The 16,055-nt window shown below is 68.1% G+C and carries 14 protein-coding genes; 8 read left to right on the top strand and 6 right to left on the bottom strand.

The genetic code is table 11. The features are described 5' to 3' along the window. Positions 1 to 110 precede the first annotated feature (110 nt). Together AC3A6G_RS09060 and AC3A6G_RS09055 are read left to right on the top strand one after the other, a co-directional pair. On the top strand, positions 111 to 662 hold the full coding sequence (locus AC3A6G_RS09060; RefSeq protein ID WP_487863550.1) for a phasin family protein: 552 nt from the start codon (positions 111 to 113) through the stop codon (positions 660 to 662). A gap of 133 nt (positions 663 to 795) precedes the next feature. Beyond that, complete coding sequence (locus tag AC3A6G_RS09055; RefSeq protein ID WP_487859928.1) at positions 796 to 1,554, top strand: 3-hydroxyacyl-CoA dehydrogenase; 759 nt, start codon at positions 796 to 798, stop codon at positions 1,552 to 1,554. Here the strand turns inward: AC3A6G_RS09055 and AC3A6G_RS09050 are convergent. Continuing rightward, positions 1,502 to 2,443, bottom strand: a complete 942-nt coding sequence (locus tag AC3A6G_RS09050; RefSeq protein WP_487873575.1) for a YihY/virulence factor BrkB family protein — start codon at positions 2,441 to 2,443, stop codon at positions 1,502 to 1,504. The two genes, AC3A6G_RS09055 and AC3A6G_RS09050, sit on opposite strands and share 53 nt — an antisense overlap. A 79-nt stretch (positions 2,444 to 2,522) precedes the next feature. On the opposite strand from AC3A6G_RS09050, the gene dnaG reads away from it, so the two are divergent. Further along, positions 2,523 to 4,514 carry a DNA primase gene (gene dnaG, locus AC3A6G_RS09045; protein WP_487873574.1) on the top strand — a complete coding sequence of 664 codons (1,992 nt, stop codon included), beginning with the start codon at positions 2,523 to 2,525 and terminating at the stop codon, positions 4,512 to 4,514. 125 nt (positions 4,515 to 4,639) lie between these two features. On the opposite strand, the gene AC3A6G_RS09040 is transcribed toward dnaG, so the two are convergent. Next, positions 4,640 to 4,981 carry a hypothetical protein gene (locus AC3A6G_RS09040; protein ID WP_487863910.1) on the bottom strand — a complete coding sequence of 114 codons (342 nt, stop codon included), beginning with the start codon at positions 4,979 to 4,981 and terminating at the stop codon, positions 4,640 to 4,642. Here AC3A6G_RS09040 and rpoD point away from each other — a divergent pair. From rpoD to sugE, 4 genes are all read left to right on the top strand, one after another. Next, positions 4,911 to 7,187: an RNA polymerase sigma factor RpoD gene (rpoD, locus tag AC3A6G_RS09035; protein ID WP_487860055.1), complete on the top strand. Its 2,277-nt coding sequence runs from the start codon at positions 4,911 to 4,913 to the stop codon at positions 7,185 to 7,187. The genes AC3A6G_RS09040 and rpoD overlap by 71 nt on opposite strands. A 100-nt stretch (positions 7,188 to 7,287) precedes the next feature. After that, complete coding sequence (locus tag AC3A6G_RS09030) at positions 7,288 to 8,523, top strand: multidrug effflux MFS transporter (protein ID WP_487859925.1); 1,236 nt, start codon at positions 7,288 to 7,290, stop codon at positions 8,521 to 8,523. 13 nt (positions 8,524 to 8,536) lie between these two features. After that, the gene (locus tag AC3A6G_RS09025) at positions 8,537 to 9,664 is read left to right on the top strand and encodes an HPP family protein (RefSeq protein ID WP_487863547.1); all 1,128 of its coding nucleotides are present in this window, start codon (positions 8,537 to 8,539) and stop codon (positions 9,662 to 9,664) included. A gap of 141 nt (positions 9,665 to 9,805) precedes the next feature. Next, entirely contained in the window at positions 9,806 to 10,126 is a 321-nt protein-coding gene (gene sugE, locus AC3A6G_RS09020; RefSeq protein ID WP_487859923.1) for a quaternary ammonium compound efflux SMR transporter SugE, read from the top strand. Positions 10,127 to 10,132: 6 nt separating this feature from the next. Here the strand turns inward: sugE and AC3A6G_RS09015 are convergent, their stop codons facing one another. From AC3A6G_RS09015 to AC3A6G_RS09005, 3 genes are read right to left on the bottom strand one after another with little or no spacing between them, the layout of a single operon-like run. After that, positions 10,133 to 11,107 (bottom strand): tripartite tricarboxylate transporter substrate binding protein, encoded by a 975-nt coding sequence (locus AC3A6G_RS09015; RefSeq protein WP_487873602.1) that lies wholly within the window; start codon positions 11,105 to 11,107, stop codon positions 10,133 to 10,135. 56 nt (positions 11,108 to 11,163) lie between these two features. Then, positions 11,164 to 12,366 carry a CaiB/BaiF CoA transferase family protein gene (locus AC3A6G_RS09010; RefSeq protein WP_487863546.1) on the bottom strand — a complete coding sequence of 401 codons (1,203 nt, stop codon included), beginning with the start codon at positions 12,364 to 12,366 and terminating at the stop codon, positions 11,164 to 11,166. Further along, positions 12,363 to 13,310, bottom strand: a complete 948-nt coding sequence (locus tag AC3A6G_RS09005) for a hydroxymethylglutaryl-CoA lyase (RefSeq protein WP_487873573.1) — start codon at positions 13,308 to 13,310, stop codon at positions 12,363 to 12,365. The genes AC3A6G_RS09010 and AC3A6G_RS09005 overlap by 4 nt, the downstream gene beginning before the upstream one ends. A 100-nt stretch (positions 13,311 to 13,410) precedes the next feature. On the opposite strand from AC3A6G_RS09005, the gene AC3A6G_RS09000 reads away from it, so the two are divergent. Further along, on the top strand, positions 13,411 to 14,328 hold the full coding sequence (locus AC3A6G_RS09000) for a LysR family transcriptional regulator (RefSeq protein ID WP_487873572.1): 918 nt from the start codon (positions 13,411 to 13,413) through the stop codon (positions 14,326 to 14,328). 18 nt (positions 14,329 to 14,346) lie between these two features. Here the strand turns inward: AC3A6G_RS09000 and AC3A6G_RS08995 are convergent, their stop codons facing one another. Next, the gene (locus AC3A6G_RS08995) at positions 14,347 to 16,047 is read right to left on the bottom strand and encodes a tannase/feruloyl esterase family alpha/beta hydrolase (RefSeq protein WP_487863543.1); all 1,701 of its coding nucleotides are present in this window, start codon (positions 16,045 to 16,047) and stop codon (positions 14,347 to 14,349) included. Positions 16,048 to 16,055: the final 8 nt, after the last annotated feature.

Genomic DNA, 16,055 nt, shown 5'->3' with positions numbered 1-16,055 from the left:
GATCACCAGCCTGTGCTGCCTATACTTGAGGCCATGCTGCACCGCAACATAGACGACGAGGCGCAGCGCAACGTGACCGACACCATCTCATTCCTTTTCGGAGATTCCAAATGGCCCTGACCGCTGACCAGATCCTCGCCGCTCAAAAAGCAAACCTCGAAACCCTGTTCGGCCTGACCACGAAGGCCTTCGAAGGCGTCGAGAAGCTCGTCGAACTCAACGTGACCGCTTCCAAGGCCGCCCTGGCCGAAGCCGCCACCACCGCTCAAGCCACGCTGAACGTCAAGGACGCACAGGAACTGCTGACGCTGCAAGCCAGCCTGTACCAGCCCCTGGCCGAAAAGACCGCCGCCTACAGCCGCCACCTCTACGACATCGCCCAGGGTACCGGCGCCGAATTCTCCAAGGCCTTCGAAGCCAAGGCCGCCGAAACCCAGCAAGCCTTTGTTGGCCTGGTCGACAGCGCCTCGAAGAACGCCCCGGCCGGTTCGGAAACCGCTGTTGCCGTGATGAAGAGCGCCGTGGCCGCCGCCAACAACGCCTTCGAATCGGTCCAGAAGGCCGTCAAGCAGGCCGGCGACGTCGCCGAAGCCAACTTCAACGCCGTGTCGACCCAAGCCGTCGCCGCTGCCAAGACCGCCACCGCTTCGCGCAAGCGCTAAGCTGCCGGACGCTTACCACCAGTTGTCTCCTTGGGTCCTCACGGATCCAATTCAGGCCTCATCTTCGGATGAGGCCTTTTTTTTGCTCGGCCACGCCTCTTCGATAATGCCGGTCTCATTCCAGGAGACTTTCATGCAGATCGACGGCAAGGTTTTTATCGTGACCGGTGGCGCTTCGGGCCTCGGCGAAGGCACGGCGCGCATGCTGGCAGCGAACGGCGGCAAGGTGGTGATTGCCGACATGCAGGCGGAAAAGGGCGAGGCCGTCGCGCGCGAGATCGGCGGCGCTTTCGTCAAGTGCGACGTGAGCCAGGAGGCTGACGGCCAGGCCGCCGTGGCCGCGGCGCTGAAGCTCGGCAAGCTCGTGGGCCTGGTCAACTGCGCCGGCATTGCGCCGGCCGAGAAAACGGTCGGCAAGAACGGCGCGCATGCATTGGCCGTGTTCAGCAAGACCGTCACCGTCAACCTGATCGGCAGCTTCAACATGATCCGCCTCGCGGCCGACGCCATGAGCCGGAACGAGCCCGAAGCCACCGGCGAGCGCGGCGTGCTGATCTCGACCGCCTCGGTCGCAGCCTACGACGGCCAGATCGGCCAGGCCGCCTACAGCGCCTCGAAGGGCGGCGTGGTCGGCATGACGCTGCCGATCGCCCGCGACCTGGCACGCAACGGCATCCGCAACATGACGATCGCACCGGGCATCTTCGGCACGCCCATGCTGTTCGGCATGCCGCAGGAGGTGCAGGATGCGCTGGCCGCCAGCGTGCCCTTCCCTTCGCGCCTGGGCACGCCCGAGGACTACGCCAGGCTGGCGAAGCACATCATCGAGAACGACATGCTCAACGGGGAGGTGATTCGTCTCGACGGAGCGATCCGGCTTCCTCCCCGGTGAGCGGCGGCACGGCCGTGCTGCCGGTGCGCTCGAGCCGCTCGTACTGGGCGATCACTTGGGCGCCCAGCAGTACGAGCGTGGCGGCGATCTCCAGGCTCAGCAGCACCACGATGGCCGTGGTGAGCGAGCCGTAGACCACGTTCACCTGCGAGAGCGTCGAAAAGTACCAGACCAGCACGTGCCGCGTGGCTTCCCAGAGCAGCGCGGCCGTGACGCCGCCGAGCAGCGCATGGCGCAGCGACATGCGGCCGGCCGGCATCACGAGGTAGAGCGAGGTCAGCATGAAGATCTCGCCGCCCAGGCCCACCAGGTAGAGCAGCAGGCCCGACACCCCTGAGAGCGACCATTCGCGCCCGAACAGATCGACGCTTTCCTGGCCCACGAGCCGCAACGCGCCCGAGACCACCGTCACGAGCAGCAGCCCGATGCACAGGCACAGGATGTAGATGTAGGGCATGACCGCCGAGATCAGGAAATGCCGCCGGTGGTCGGCCTTGCGGTGGTGGAAGATCACCGCCATCGCGCTTTCGAGCACGCTGAAAGCCAGCGAACTGAAGAAGATCATCGTCACCAGCAGCACCGGCCCCATCACGTCGCGATGCTCGAGAAAATTCGACAGCGCCGTGACGATCTCGGTCGACTGGCCCGGCAGCAGCCACTCGAGGTAGCGGCCGATCGTGCGCAGCAGTTCGCCCTGGTCGATCAGGTGCGACATCGCGATCACGCTGACGATCGACAGCGGCACGATCGAAAGCAGCGCGTAGTAGGCCACGGCCCCCGCGAGCAGCAGCCCCTGGTTGGCGCGGAAGGCCTTCAGCGCATCCCAGATGAAGCGCAGCGGGTGGCGCAGCAGCGGCGCGGCGTGGTGCAGGGGTTTGTTCGATGTCATCCGTGGAAATCCGATGGGAAGTATGCAGTCCGGCGCAGGTCGCCGGCCGCTTGCGTATGATTTGCCGCTCTTCGCCTACATGACCATCCCCGCTTCTTTCATCCAGGAACTCATCGCGCGTGCCGACGTGGTGGAAATCGTCGGGCGCTATGTGCAGCTCAGGAAGGCGGGCGCCAATTTCATGGGCCTGTGCCCGTTCCACGGCGAGAAATCCCCTTCGTTCTCGGTCAGCCCGACCAAGCAGTTCTATCACTGCTTCGGCTGCGGGGTGCATGGCAACGCCATCGGTTTTCTGATGGAACATGCGGGCATGGGCTTCGTCGAGGCGGTGCACGATCTTGCGGGCCAGTACGGCCTGCAGGTGCCCGAGGACGACGCCTCGCCCGCCGAGCGCGCGCGCGCCGCAAGCCAGCGGCAGAAGCAGGCCACGCTGACCGACGTGCTCGAAAAAGCCGGCGAGGCCTATCGCAAGGCGCTGCGGCAGGCGCCCGGCGCCATCGAATACCTCAAGGGCCGCGGCGTCTCGGGCGAGATCGCCAGGCAGTTCGGCATCGGCTATGCGCCCGCCGGCTGGCGCACGCTGGCGAGCGTGTTCCCCGACTACGACGATCCGCTGCTCGCCGAAAGCGGCCTCGTGATCGCCAACGCCGAGGACGGCGCCGAGGAAGCCAAGCGCTACGACCGCTTTCGCGACCGCGTGATGTTCCCGATCCGCAACGTCAAGGGCGAATGCATCGGCTTCGGCGGGCGGGTGCTCGGCGACGAAAAACCCAAGTACCTCAACTCGCCCGAGACGCCGGTCTTCAGCAAGGGCCGCGAGCTCTACGGCCTCTACGAGGCGCGCGCCGCGTTCCGCGACCGCGGCTACGCGCTCGTGACCGAGGGCTACATGGACGTGGTCGCCCTGGCCCAGCTCGGCTTTCCGAACGCGGTCGCCACGCTCGGCACCGCCTGCACCGCCGAGCATGTGCAGAAGCTCTTCCGCTTCACCGAATCGGTGGTGTTCAGCTTCGACGGCGACACGGCCGGCCGCCGCGCGGCGCGCAAGGCGCTCGACGGCGCCCTGCCCTATGCCACCGACGTGCGCAGCATCAAGTTCTTGTTTCTGCCCACCGAGCACGACCCCGACAGCTTTATCCGCGAATTTGGCGCCGAGGCGTTCGCGCGCTTCGTGCAGGAAGCCACGCCGTTGTCGCGTTTCATGATCGAGGTGGCACGCGAAGGCTGCGACCTGGCAACGGCCGAGGGCCGCGCCCACATGAGCAGCAATGCGCGGCCGCTCTGGAGCGCCATGCCCGACGGCGCGCTCAAGCGCCAGCTGCTGAGCGAGATCGCCACGATGGTGCAGTTGGACGCGACCGGACTGGCCGAACTCTGGGCCGCCACGGCCGGGCCGCGCGGCAAGGCCGCCGCAGCGCCCGCCGCGCACCACGGCAGCGAGGCAGCAAGCGACGAATTCGGCTATGACCCCGGCATGCCGCCGCCCACCGACTACGCGCCGCCACGCTACGAAAACGATAGCAAATCGCGCAAATTCACCAAGGGCAAGCGCTGGGGCGGCAAGTTCGAGCCGGCGCCCGAGCCGCTGCGCGGCCGTGGCAAGCCGCCGAGCCGGCCCGACGTGGCGGCCCGGCTGCTGCTGTCGAACATGACCCAGTGGGACGCGCTGTCGCACGAACTGCACCTCCTGCTGTGCGACCTGCCCGGGCCGCACGGCGCGCTCTTCACCTGGCTCGACAGCCAGTTGCACGAACACGGCGTCCAGCCCTGGGCGGCGCTGCGCGAGGGCATGCGCGGGCTCGATTTCGAGCCGCTGGCCGAGCGCCTCATGAGCGTGGCCGAGGCAGCGCCGGTGGCCGAGGGCGAAGAGGAACAGCATTTCGCCGACGCCGCCAAAGAGCTCGCCAGCGTGCTCGACTTCATGCTCGATGACCGCCTCAAGGCCCAGCAGAACGAGGCCATCGCCGCGGTCGGCACGGACCCGAAGGCGCTCGAGCGCTACAAGGCGCTTGAGGCCCGGCGCCTCGAATTGCGCCAGCGCTTGAACTCGCGCGGCGCAGAAAGTGCTTGAAATTCTCGCGGCGGGCTATAATGTACGGCTTCGCAACTGGCGAAATTAGGCAAGAGCGACAGCAGCACCTCCGGACCGACCCCCTCGCGCAATGCACTCCAACGGTAAAAATCCGGCGGAAAGGGTCAATAACCGCAAGGACTGCACACCAAATGTTCGCCCGACATCTTGCCTGACGAGGAATTTTTTCTTCCTCTTTCCCAATTGTCTGCCTGCGCCTGTGCGCGGGCTTCGTGTCTTGTGGCGACGCCGCCCGTGCGGTGTTGCGCCTGTGAGTTCGCTTGGTCCATCTTTCCGTAACGAGGTCGTATGCCCAGTTCAAAGAAGCCTGCTCCTTCACTCGCCAAAAGCGTCGCCCCGAAGTCTGTTGCAGAAAAACCGTTGAAAGCCGGCGTTGTGCCGGCAACTAAGTCGGGTGCCGCCGCGTCCAGATCGGCAACCGCTACGAAAGTGAAAACCGTGCCCACGAAATCGACCTCCCTCGACGATCCGAAGAAGGCTGCCGCCAAGGCCGCCGCCGTTGCCGCGCCTGCCGCTCCCGCCGCCAAGAAGGTCGGCCGCCCGCCCAAGGCCGCCGGCGCCGCCGCGCCCGCCACCGGTGCCAAGCGCGGCCGCAAGCCCAAGGCCGGCAACGAAGCCGCCGAGAGCGACATCGACCTGTCGGACATCGAGGACGACCTGACCGGTGAAGAGCCCGTGGCGGCGGCGACCGAGGAAAAGGTCAAGCCGCTGCGCATGAAGATCAGCAAGGCGAAGGAACGCGCGCTGATGAAGGAGTTCGGCCTCGACGAGACCGTGCTCTCCGAGGAAGACCTGGCCAAGCGCCGCTCGCGCCTCAAGACCCTGATCACGCTCGGCAAGACCCGCGGCTACCTCACGCACGGCGAAATCTCCGACCACCTGCCCGACAAGCTGGTCGACGCCGAGACCATGGAAGTCGTGGTCACCATGCTCAACGACATGGGCGTGGCGGTGTACGAGCAGACGCCCGACGCCGAGACCCTGCTGCTGAACAACACCGCGCCGACCGCCACCACGGTGGAAGAAGCCGAAGAAGAAGCCGAGGCCGCGCTCTCGACGGTGGACAGCGAATTTGGCCGCACGACCGACCCGGTGCGCATGTACATGCGCGAGATGGGCACGGTCGAACTGCTCACGCGCGAAGGCGAAATCGAGATCGCCAAGCGCATCGAAGGCGGCCTGATGGCGATGATGGAAGCCATCTCGGCCTCCCCCGCCACGATCGCCGAGATCCTGCGCCTGGCCGCCGACATCCGCGAGGGCAAGGTGGTCATCTCCACCGTGGTCGACGGCTTCTCGAACCCCAACGAAGCCGACGACTACGTGGCCGAGGAAGACTTCGACGAGTTCGACGAGGAAGACGACGACGACGGCAAGGGCGGCTCCAAGGCGCTCACCAAGAAGCTCGAGGAACTCAAGCGCGACGCGCTGGAGCGCTTCGACCGCATTGCCGGGATGTTCGAGAAGGTCCACAAGATCTACGACAAGGAAGGCTACGGCACGCCCGCCTACCAGAAGGCCCAGCAGGCCCTGTCGGACGAGCTCATGACGATCCGCTTCACGGCCAAGACCATCGAGAAGCTGTGCGACCTGGTTCGCACGCAGGTCGACGACGTGCGCAAGAAGGAGCGCGAGCTGCGCCGCATCATCGTGGACAAGTGCGGCTTCCCGCAGGACGAGTTCATCCGCGACTTCTCGGGCTACGACAAGAACGGCAACCGCATTGCGTCGAACCTGCTGAACCAGAAGTGGGTCGAGAAGCAGGCCGCGTCGGGCAAGCCCTGGAGCGCCGTGCTGGCCCGCAACATTCCGCCGGTCCAGGAACTCCAGCAGAAGCTCGCCGACATCCAGTCGCGCGTGGTGGTGCCGCTCACCGAGCTCAAGGACATCAACAAGCGCATGAACGAGGGCGAGGCGTCGTCGCGCGACGCCAAGAAGGAAATGATCGAGGCCAACCTGCGCCTCGTGATCTCCATCGCCAAGAAGTACACCAACCGCGGCCTGCAGTTCCTCGACCTGATCCAGGAAGGCAACATCGGCCTGATGAAGGCGGTCGACAAGTTCGAGTACCGCCGCGGCTACAAGTTCTCGACCTACGCCACGTGGTGGATTCGCCAGGCCATCACGCGCTCGATCGCCGACCAGGCCCGCACGATCCGCATCCCGGTGCACATGATCGAGACGATCAACAAGATGAACCGCATCTCGCGCCAGCATCTGCAGGAGTTCGGCTTCGAGCCTGACGCCGGCATCCTGGCCGCGAAGATGGAGATCCCGGAAGACAAGATCCGCAAGATCATGAAGATCGCGAAGGAGCCGATCTCGATGGAAACCCCCATCGGCGACGACGACGATTCGCACCTGGGCGACTTCATCGAGGACAGCAGCAACACCGCGCCGATCGAGGCGGCGATGCAGGCCGGCCTGCGCGACGTGGTCAAGGACATCCTCGACAGCCTCACGCCGCGCGAAGCCAAGGTGCTGCGCATGCGGTTCGGCATCGAGATGTCGACCGACCACACGCTCGAAGAAGTGGGCAAGCAGTTCGACGTGACGCGCGAGCGCATCCGCCAGATCGAGGCCAAGGCGCTGCGCAAGCTCAAGCATCCGTCGCGTTCGGACAAACTCCGCAGCTTCATCGATACTCTGTAATCCGGGTTCCCTGAAGCCACAAGCGCCCGCAGCGCCCCCTCACGGGGGCGGCGGGCGTTCCCTTTTGTGCCACGCAAATAAGAAGAATGGATCAATCGCCATGAATCCAGACGCAGCCAAACTCTGGCAAGCCCCGCGCTGGGCGCTGGCCGTGCTGCTCGCGGTGCTGGGCATGCTGGGCCCCTTTTCGATCGACACCTACATTCCGGCCTTCTCGGGCATTGCGCAATCGATCGGCGCCACGCCGGCCGAAATGCAGCAGACGCTCTCGGCCTACCTGTTCGGCTTCGCGTTCATGAACCTGTTCCACGGCGCGCTGTCGGACAGCTTCGGGCGCCGGCCCGTCGTGCTGTGGGGCCTCGCGGTGTTCACGCTCGCCTCGCTGGGCTGCGCGCTGTCGCAGAACATCGCGCAGCTGGTGCTGTTCCGTGGCCTGCAGGGCCTGTCGACCGGCGCCGGCATCGTGGTCTCGCGCGCGGTGATCCGCGACATGTTCCCGCCAGCCGATGCGCAGCGCGTGATGAGCCAGGTGACCATCTACTTCGGCGTGGCGCCGGCCATCGCGCCGATCGTCGGCGGCTTCCTGTTCGTGCATGCGGGCTGGCATGCGATCTTCTGGTTCCTCGTGGCGGTGGGCGTGATCCTGTTCGTGGCCAACTACAAGCTGTTGCCCGAGACGCTGCACCAGAGCCAGCGCCAGCCCTTCCAGGTGCGGCACCTGATGCGCGGCTACCGGGACCTGTGCTCCGATCCGCGCTTCGTGCTGCTCGCCTTCGCGAGCGGCGTGCCGTTCAACGGCATGTTCCTGTACGTGCTCGCCGCACCCGCCTTTCTCGGCGACCATCTCGCGCTCGCGCCCACGCAGTTCTTCTGGTTCTTCCTGCTGAGCATCGGCGGCATCATGGCCGGCGCCTGGGCCAGCGGCCGCATGGCGGGCAAGGTCGCGCCCAAGCGGCAGATCCGCGACGGCTTCCTGATCATGCTGCTGACTTCCGTGGTCAACGTGGTCGCCAATGCGCTGTTCGAGCCGCATGCGGCCTGGGCGCTGTGGCCGATCGCCGTGTTCGCCTTCGGCTGGGCGCTGATGGTGCCGGTGGTCACGCTGCTGGTGCTCGACCTGCATCCCGAACGCCGCGGCATGGCCTCGTCGCTGCAGGCGGTCATCGGCTCCACTGCGAACGGCGTCGTCGCGGGCGTGATCGCACCGCTGGTCATGCATTCAACGCTGGCCCTCGCGCTCACTTCGATCCTCATGCTCGCCATCGGGCTGGTGGCCTGGGTCTGGCTGCACCGGCGCTGGCCCGAGATCGGCCGCATGGTGGCCGCGGAGGTCTGAGCCCATCGCATCCATGCAAGTCTCCACCCTTGTTTCCTATGCGCGTGCCTGGCTGCCGGGCCGCAACGCCGTCGATGCACGCGAGCGCATGCGCGCAGCCATTGGCGCAGGCGTGGGCCTGCTGATCACCGCGCTGATCTGCCGCTGGATGGCGCCGTTCACCGGACACAGCATCTGGCTCATCGCGCCCATGGGCGCCAGCGCGGTGCTGGTGTTCGCGGTGCCCGCCAGCCCGCTGGCGCAGCCCTGGTCGGTGCTCATGGGCAACACGCTCTCGACGCTCGTGGGCATCGCCTGCGTGCGCTGGATACCCGACACTGCCTGGGCCGCGGCCGCCGGCGTGGGCCTGGCCATCGGGCTGATGTTCGCCACGCGCAGCCTGCATCCGCCGGGCGGTGCGGCGGCGCTGCTCGCGGTGCTCACCCACACTACCGATTTCTCGGCCGCCTTCTTTCCGGCGTTCGTCAACTCGCTGTTGCTGGTGCTCGCGGGCGCGGCCTACAACAGCCTCACGGGCCGGCGCTATCCGCATGTCGCCCGGCCGCCCTCCGCCGAGGCAGGCGACGCGCGCTTCAGCCAGGCCGACATCGACGCGGTGCTGGCGCGCTACAACCAGGTGCTCGACATCAGCCGCGACGACCTCGAATCGCTGATCCAGCAGACCGAGCTCGAGTCGTACAAGCGCCGGCTCGGCACGCTGCACTGCCGGGACATCATGTCGCCCGACCCGATCTCGGTGGAGTTCGGCACGCCGCTGCAGGAAGCCTGGATGCTGATGAAGCAGCGCCAGATCAAGGCACTGCCGGTGACCGACCGCACGCGCCGCGTGGTCGGCATCGTGACGCGAGCCGACTTCTTCCGCCAGCTCGATCTCGATCACCACGAAGGCATCGCCGGGCGCCTGCGCGACCTGATCCGCGCCACGCGCACAGTGGTCTCGAACAAGCCCGAGGTGGTGGGCCAGATCATGACGCGCCAGGTGCGCGTGGCGAGCGCCGACCGGCCGGTGGTCGACCTGGTGCCGCTGTTCTCGGAAGGCGGCCACCACCATATCCCCATCATCGACCATGAAAAGCGGCTCACCGGCATGATCACGCAGTCGGACTTCGTGCGCGCCTTGTACCGCGCAGTGAAACCATGACGCCCCCCGAAGCGGCTCACTTCGTGTAGCCGCCTCCCCCCACTGGGGGGGCGCACCCGGTGGCCCGGCAAAGCCGGTTCCACGGGTGCACTGGGTTGGGACTGTTACGGAACTGGCTCGACTTTTTTTCAAGGAGCGCGCATGGCGTGGATCGTGTTGTTCGTGGCGGGTCTGCTCGAAGTGGGCTGGGCCATCGGTCTCAAGTACACGGAGGGCTTCACGCGGCTGTGGCCCTCGGTCGGCACTGCCATCTCGATGGTGCTCAGCGTGGTGCTGCTCGGCTGGGCGATGCGCACGCTGCCCGTGGGCACGGCCTATGCGGTGTGGACCGGCATCGGCGCGGTTGGCACCGTGGCGCTCGGCATCGTGCTGTTCCACGAGCCCGCCAATGCGGCGCGGCTGGTCTGCGTGGGTCTCATCGTCGCAGGCATCCTGGGCCTCAAACTGACCAGCGCCCACTGAGCCGCGCTATTCGACCACCACGTTCGCCTTCTTCACCAGCGCCGCATAACGCGCGGCCTCGCTGCGGAAATACGCCGCGGCCTGCTCGGGCGTGGTGGGCTTGACGATGTTGCCCTGCTTCTCCATGGCCTCGCGCACCTCGGCGCTTGCGAAGGCGGCGGCCACGGCGTCGTGTACCCGCTGGATGTCGGCGGCCTGCATCTTCGGCGGCCCGATCACGGCGAACCAGCCCTCGACGGTGTAGTTGGGCAGCCCCTGCTCCGCGATCGTCGGCAGGTCGGGCGCGGCCGGCGACCGGGCAGGTCCGCACAGGCCGATGGCGCGCAGCGCCCCGCTCTTCAGGTGCGGCTGCACCGCGGGCAGCGCGATCACGCCGATCTCGACCTGGCCCGCGATCATGTCAGTGACCATCGGGCCGGTGCCCTTGTAGGGAATGTGCCGCGCCTTGACCCCCGCTTCCTCGAGGAACATCTCGCCGGCCAGGTGGATGATCGTGCCGTTGCCCGACGATGCGTAGTTGTAGGCATCGGGCTTGGCGCGCAGCAGTGCGACCAGTTCGCGCACGTTCTTCGCCGGCAGCTTCGGATTGGCGGCCAGCACCAGCGGCGTCGCGCCCACCACGCTGATCGGCGTGACGTCGCCGATCGGGTCGAAAGGCATCTTCCTGTAGACGGCCGGGTTGATGACGTGGTTGTTCGACACCATGCCGAGCGTGAGCCCGTCGGGCGCGGCCTTGACCACGGCCGAGGTGCCGGTGATGCCACCCGCACCCGGCAGGTTCTCGATCACCACAGGCTGGCCGAAAGCCTTGCCGAGCGCCACCGACGCCGCACGCGCGATGGCGTCGACGCCCGAGCCCGCGCTGATCGGCAGGATCAGGCGGATCGGCTTGTCGGAACCCTGCGCCAGCGCGGGAAGCAAAGGAAAAGCGGCCAGCCCGGCAGCCGAGGCGCCAAGGCCCAACACCGCGCGGCGGCGCATTGCAAAGAAAGTGGTGTGCATGGTCTGTTTGTCTCTCTTGTGGTTCTGGAAAGAAATCAGGCGACGGCGCGCTCGGCCTGCATCGCCGCGATCTGCGCGTCGGCGTAGCCGAGTTCGGCCAGCAGCTCGCGCGTGTGCTCGCCGAGCGTGGGCGGATCGAGTCGCACGCCGAGCCGTTCACCGCCCAGCGTGATCGGGAACAGCGTGGTCTGCGCCACTTCGCCCGCGCGCTCGCCGTCGGGCAGGCGGATGTCCGCGAGGCCGCCGGTGGCCTTCAGGTGCGGGTCGTCGTAGAGGTCCTCGGGCCGCGTGATCGGCGCGAACGGCAGGCCGCGCGCCTCGAAGATCGCCGACAGCTCGGCCGCGGGCCGGTCGGCGAGCCGGCTGCGCAGTTCCGCGAGCAGCGTCGGCCGCAGCCGCACGCGGTCGTTGTTGGTGCGCAGCGCCGGGTCGTTCCGGAGGTCGTCGAAGCCGAGCGCGTCGCAGAACACCACCCATTGCGCGTCGCTCACCGCGGCCAGGAAGATCTGCTCGCCGTCCTTCACGGTGAACACGTCGTACAGCGCCCAGGCCGAGATGCGCTCGGGCATCGGCGCCGCGGGCTGCCCCGTGATCGCGTACTGCAGCATGTGCTGGCCGACCAGGAACACGTTGTTCTCGAACAGCGCGGAGTTCACTTCCTGCCCCTCGCCGGTCTGCGCGCGCTGCATCAGCGCGGCCATGGCGCCGATCGCGCCGAACATGCCGCCCATGATGTCGTTCACGCTGGTGCCGGCGCGGAGCGGATCGCCGGGCCGCCCGGTCATGTAGGCGAGCCCGCCCATCATCTGCACCACTTCGTCGAGCGCGGTGCGGTGCTCGTACGGCCCGGGCAGGAAGCCGGTGTGGTTGACATACACCAGCCGCGGATTGAGCTTCGCGAGCGCGGCATGGCCGAGGCCGTACTTGTCCATGGTGCCGGGCCTGAAGTTCTGCGCCACCACGTCGGCACCGACGCACAGGCGCAGCGCCGCCTCGAGCCCCTGCGGATGGCGCAGGTCGAGCGCGATGCTCTTCTTGTTGCGGTTGAACATCGGGAAGAAGCCCGCGCCCGCTCCCAGAAGGTGGCGCGTGCGATCGCCTTCGATCGGCTCGACCTTGATCACCTCGGCGCCCAGGTCGGCCAGCACCATGCCGCAGGTCGGGCCCATGACCATGTGCGTGAACTCGACCACGCGGATGCCCGCGAGCGGCAACGGCCTGGCCTGCTCCGCGCTCATGCCGCAATGCCTTCGGCAGGCGCGAAGGTCTTCGGAAAGCCCGCGCGCCAGAGCGTGCCCTGCAAGGTCTCGCCGTCCAACCACTCGGCCACGCGCGCACGCAGTGCGAGCAACTGCGGCAGGTCGACGCCGGTCGCCACGCCCATGCGCTCGAGCATGAAGACGAGGTCCTCAGTGTCGACGTTGCCGCTCGCGCCGGGTGCATGCGGACAGCCGCCGATGCCCGCCAGGCAGGCGTCGAAGCGCGTGATGCCGACTTCAAGTGCGGCATAGACGTTGGCCAGCCCCAGCCCGCGCGTGTCGTGGAAATGGGCGCACCAGAGCCGGTCGCCGGCCATGCGCAGCGCGCGCTCGAACAGGCTGCGCACCATCGCAGGATCGGCATAGCCCACGGTGTCGGCGAGGCTCACGCGGTCGGCGCCCGCATCGAGCAGTGCCTGCATCAGGCGCAGCACCTCGTCGGTGTCGACATGGCCCTGCAGCGTGCAGCCGAAGGCCGTGCCCACGCCGCCCTCGATCAGCGTCTTCGCGCCCGCCGCATCGCGTGCGGCGCGAATGCGGCCGACCTCCGCGACCACTTCGTCGGGCGTCTTGCGCAGGTTGGCGAGGCTGTGCGCATGGCTGGCCGAAAGCGGCACGACCATCAGGTCGGCCTCGCCCGCGATCGCCCGCTCCGCGCCCTTCAGATTGGGCACCAGTACCGAGGCAAAAAGCCCCGGCAGCGTCTTCGCATGCGCGAGCAACTCGGCCGTGGCGGCGAGCTGCGGCAGCAGGTGCGCCGGCACGAAGGAGCCGACCTCGATCTCGCGCTGCCCCGCGGCGTGCGCCGCGTCTATCCATGCGAGCTTGCGGGCGGTGGGCAGCACGCGGGCGATGCTCTGGAGGCCGTCGCGCAGGCCCACTTCGCGGACGACCGCGCGCGGCGGCAGGAAGGCGTGGATCAAGGTGTCTGTCTCCGTCGTGAGGGAATGCGCCGATCTTAGAAGTGCCAATCTGATCCAGAAGGTACATTTCGGAAGGCGTTCGATTCCGAACAGGAACATCATGCGAGACCTCGACCTCACCACGCTGCGGCTCTTCGTGGCTGTTTGCGAAACCCGCAGCATCGCGCGCGCCGGCGAGCAGGCCAGCATCGTCGGCTCGGCCATCAGCAAGCGCCTGGCGCAGCTCGAAGACGCGGTGGGCACGCCGCTGCTGGTGCGCAAGCGCCGCGGCGTGGCGCCCACGCCGGCCGGCGAGACGCTGTTGGAACATGCGCGCGCCATGCTCGGCAGCGCCCGCCGCATCGAACGCGACATGGCCGCCTATGCGGGCGGCGCGCGCGGCCATGTGCGCATCCTCGCGTCGGCCTCGGCACTGGCCGAGTCACTGGCCGAGGACGTGGCGAACTTCCTGCAGAACCCCGCGCACCGGAACATCCGCGTCGACATGGAAGAGCGCGTCAGCCCCGAGATCGTGCGCGGCATTCGCGAGGGCAGCGCCTCGATCGGCCTGTGCTGGGACGCGGCCGACCTCGAAGGCCTGCAGTGGCGCAGCTACCGCAGCGACCACCTCGCGATCGTCGCGCACCCTTCGCATCCCGCAGCGCGGCCGGGTCCGCTTCGCTTCGAGGAGGTGCTCGACCACGAGTTCGTCGGCATGCCCGCGCTCAGCGCGGTGCAGCTGATGCTCGCGCGCGAGGCGGCGGTGGCCGGCAAGCCGCTGGTGTACCGCGTGCTCGTGTCCAACTTCGATGCCGCGCTGCGCGTGGTGCGCGCCGGGCTTGCGATCAGCGTGGTGCCGGCCGAAGTGGCGCAGCCTTTCACCGACACCTACGGCCTGCGCCTGATGCCGCTCGCCGACGCCTGGGCCCGCCGCCGCTTCGCGATCTGCTTTCGCGACGAAGCGACGCTGTCGCCCTCGGCGCAGTTGCTGGTCGCGCACCTCGAACAATGCGCGGCGGAGCGCGATGCGGGCGCTTGAGCTGCTTCGCGGCGCGCGCTACCTGCTGCACTCGAAGCTCGACGCCAGCGCCGCATCGCCGCGCGTGTAGCGCGGCCACAGCGGCCATTCGCACAAGGGCCGTGCGCGAACCGTCCTGAACGGCGGCTGCACCTCCTGCTCGGCGAGTTGCAGTCCGGCCGGCGCGCGCCCGCGCTCGACCCAGTCGACGAGCGCGGCGAGCATGTCGACGTTGGCCGGCGCACCGCTGCCCACGTGGTCCACGCCGGGCGCGGTGTAGAGCCGCATGAAGCGGTCCACGTTGCCGCGGCCCATGCGGGCCACGACCGATTCGTAGTACTGGATGCCGGCGAACGGGCTCTGCGCGTAGTCGGCCATGTGCTCGAGCATCAGCAGCTTGCCGCCGCGTGCGCTGAAGGCCGCGAGATCGGGGTTGGTCGAATCCATCAGCTGCGAGACGGCGGCAATGCGGGCCGCGAAGTCTTCCGCACGGTAGTTGCGCACGTCGAGCGACGGATTGCGCGCATAGAAATACTGCAGCGCCCCGCTGCCGTAGAACCACGCGATGCCGTTGGCCGGCTGCGGCGGCACGCTGGGCGCGGCCGTGCCGGTCCACCACGCGGTCCATCCGCCGGTGGCCGCGAACGCGGGCGTCGCTTCGCCGCCGATGCCCCAGCCCGGATACTCGGCCACGCCATTCGCGAGCGGCACGGGCGAGCGCCACGGCGAGTGCAAGGTTCGCACCGCTTGCACCTGCGCATCGTTGAGGCAGTCGTCGCCGCGCGTGCCCGCCGCGCAGCGCAGGCCGGCGGGGTCGAAGCGCTGCAGGCAGCCCACGGGGTTGGACACGATGCGGTCCGCCACCCCATCGGCGGCATCGCAGGCGGCGAGCACCGCGTCGTGCACCCGCTGCACCTGCGCGGGCCGCAGCCAGCCTTCGCCGAAGGTGGCGATACCGTTGCGCGTGCCCGCATGCTGCAGACCGGTCCAGTTGATCACCGGCACGCGGCTGAAGATGCCATCGAAATCGTTCGGATAGCGCTGCGCCATCGTGAGCGCCTCGCGCCCGCCCTCGGAACTGCCCACGAAGTACAGCTTTCGCGGCGCCTGCGCATAGGCGCGCTGCATCAGCGCGACCGCCACGTCGCGCACCTTCTTGTACGAGGCATGCGCAAAGTTCACCAGCGCTTCGTCATTGAGCGCAAAGGCCTGGGGCGGCTGGCCCGCGACGTTCTGGTGGCCCGAGTCGGTGCCGTAGGTCACATAGCCTTGCGCGAGCGGCGAAGGCAGCTCGAAGCGCGCGCCCGGCACCAGCGCCAGGCCGGTGATCAGCGTGCCGTTGAAACCGCCGCCACCGTACTGCACGCTGCGGCCGTTCCATGCGAGCGGCAGGTTGACCTGGAAGAGGATCGGCGGCGCGCTCGCGTCGAGCGGCGCGATGCGTCCGAGCAGCCTGCAGTGCGCCGGGGTCGCTGGCGTGATGCGCGCAGCGGGCGTGGGCCCACGCTCGGCCGCCGCCAGCGGGGCCGCCGGCACGAGCGTCGCAGAGTCGATCTGCGCCGCGCCGCTCGGCAACCCGATGGCCGAGGCGGCGACCGGCGCCGCCAGTGCCGCGCACGCGGCCGCGGGGTTGCTGCCGAGCGGGAGGCTCTGCGGGCCGCTGGTCGTGCCGCAAGCCGCGAGCAGGGCCAGGGCTGCCAGCATGGCGCCCCCGCGGAAAACTGTCTGGGGGATCGCCATCTGCTGTC

It is taken from the genome of Variovorax sp. Soil_C_26 (genome assembly GCF_057657075.1).
The sequence above is the reverse complement of the archived record's forward strand: the minus strand, read 5'-3'. Positions and strand labels throughout refer to the sequence as shown.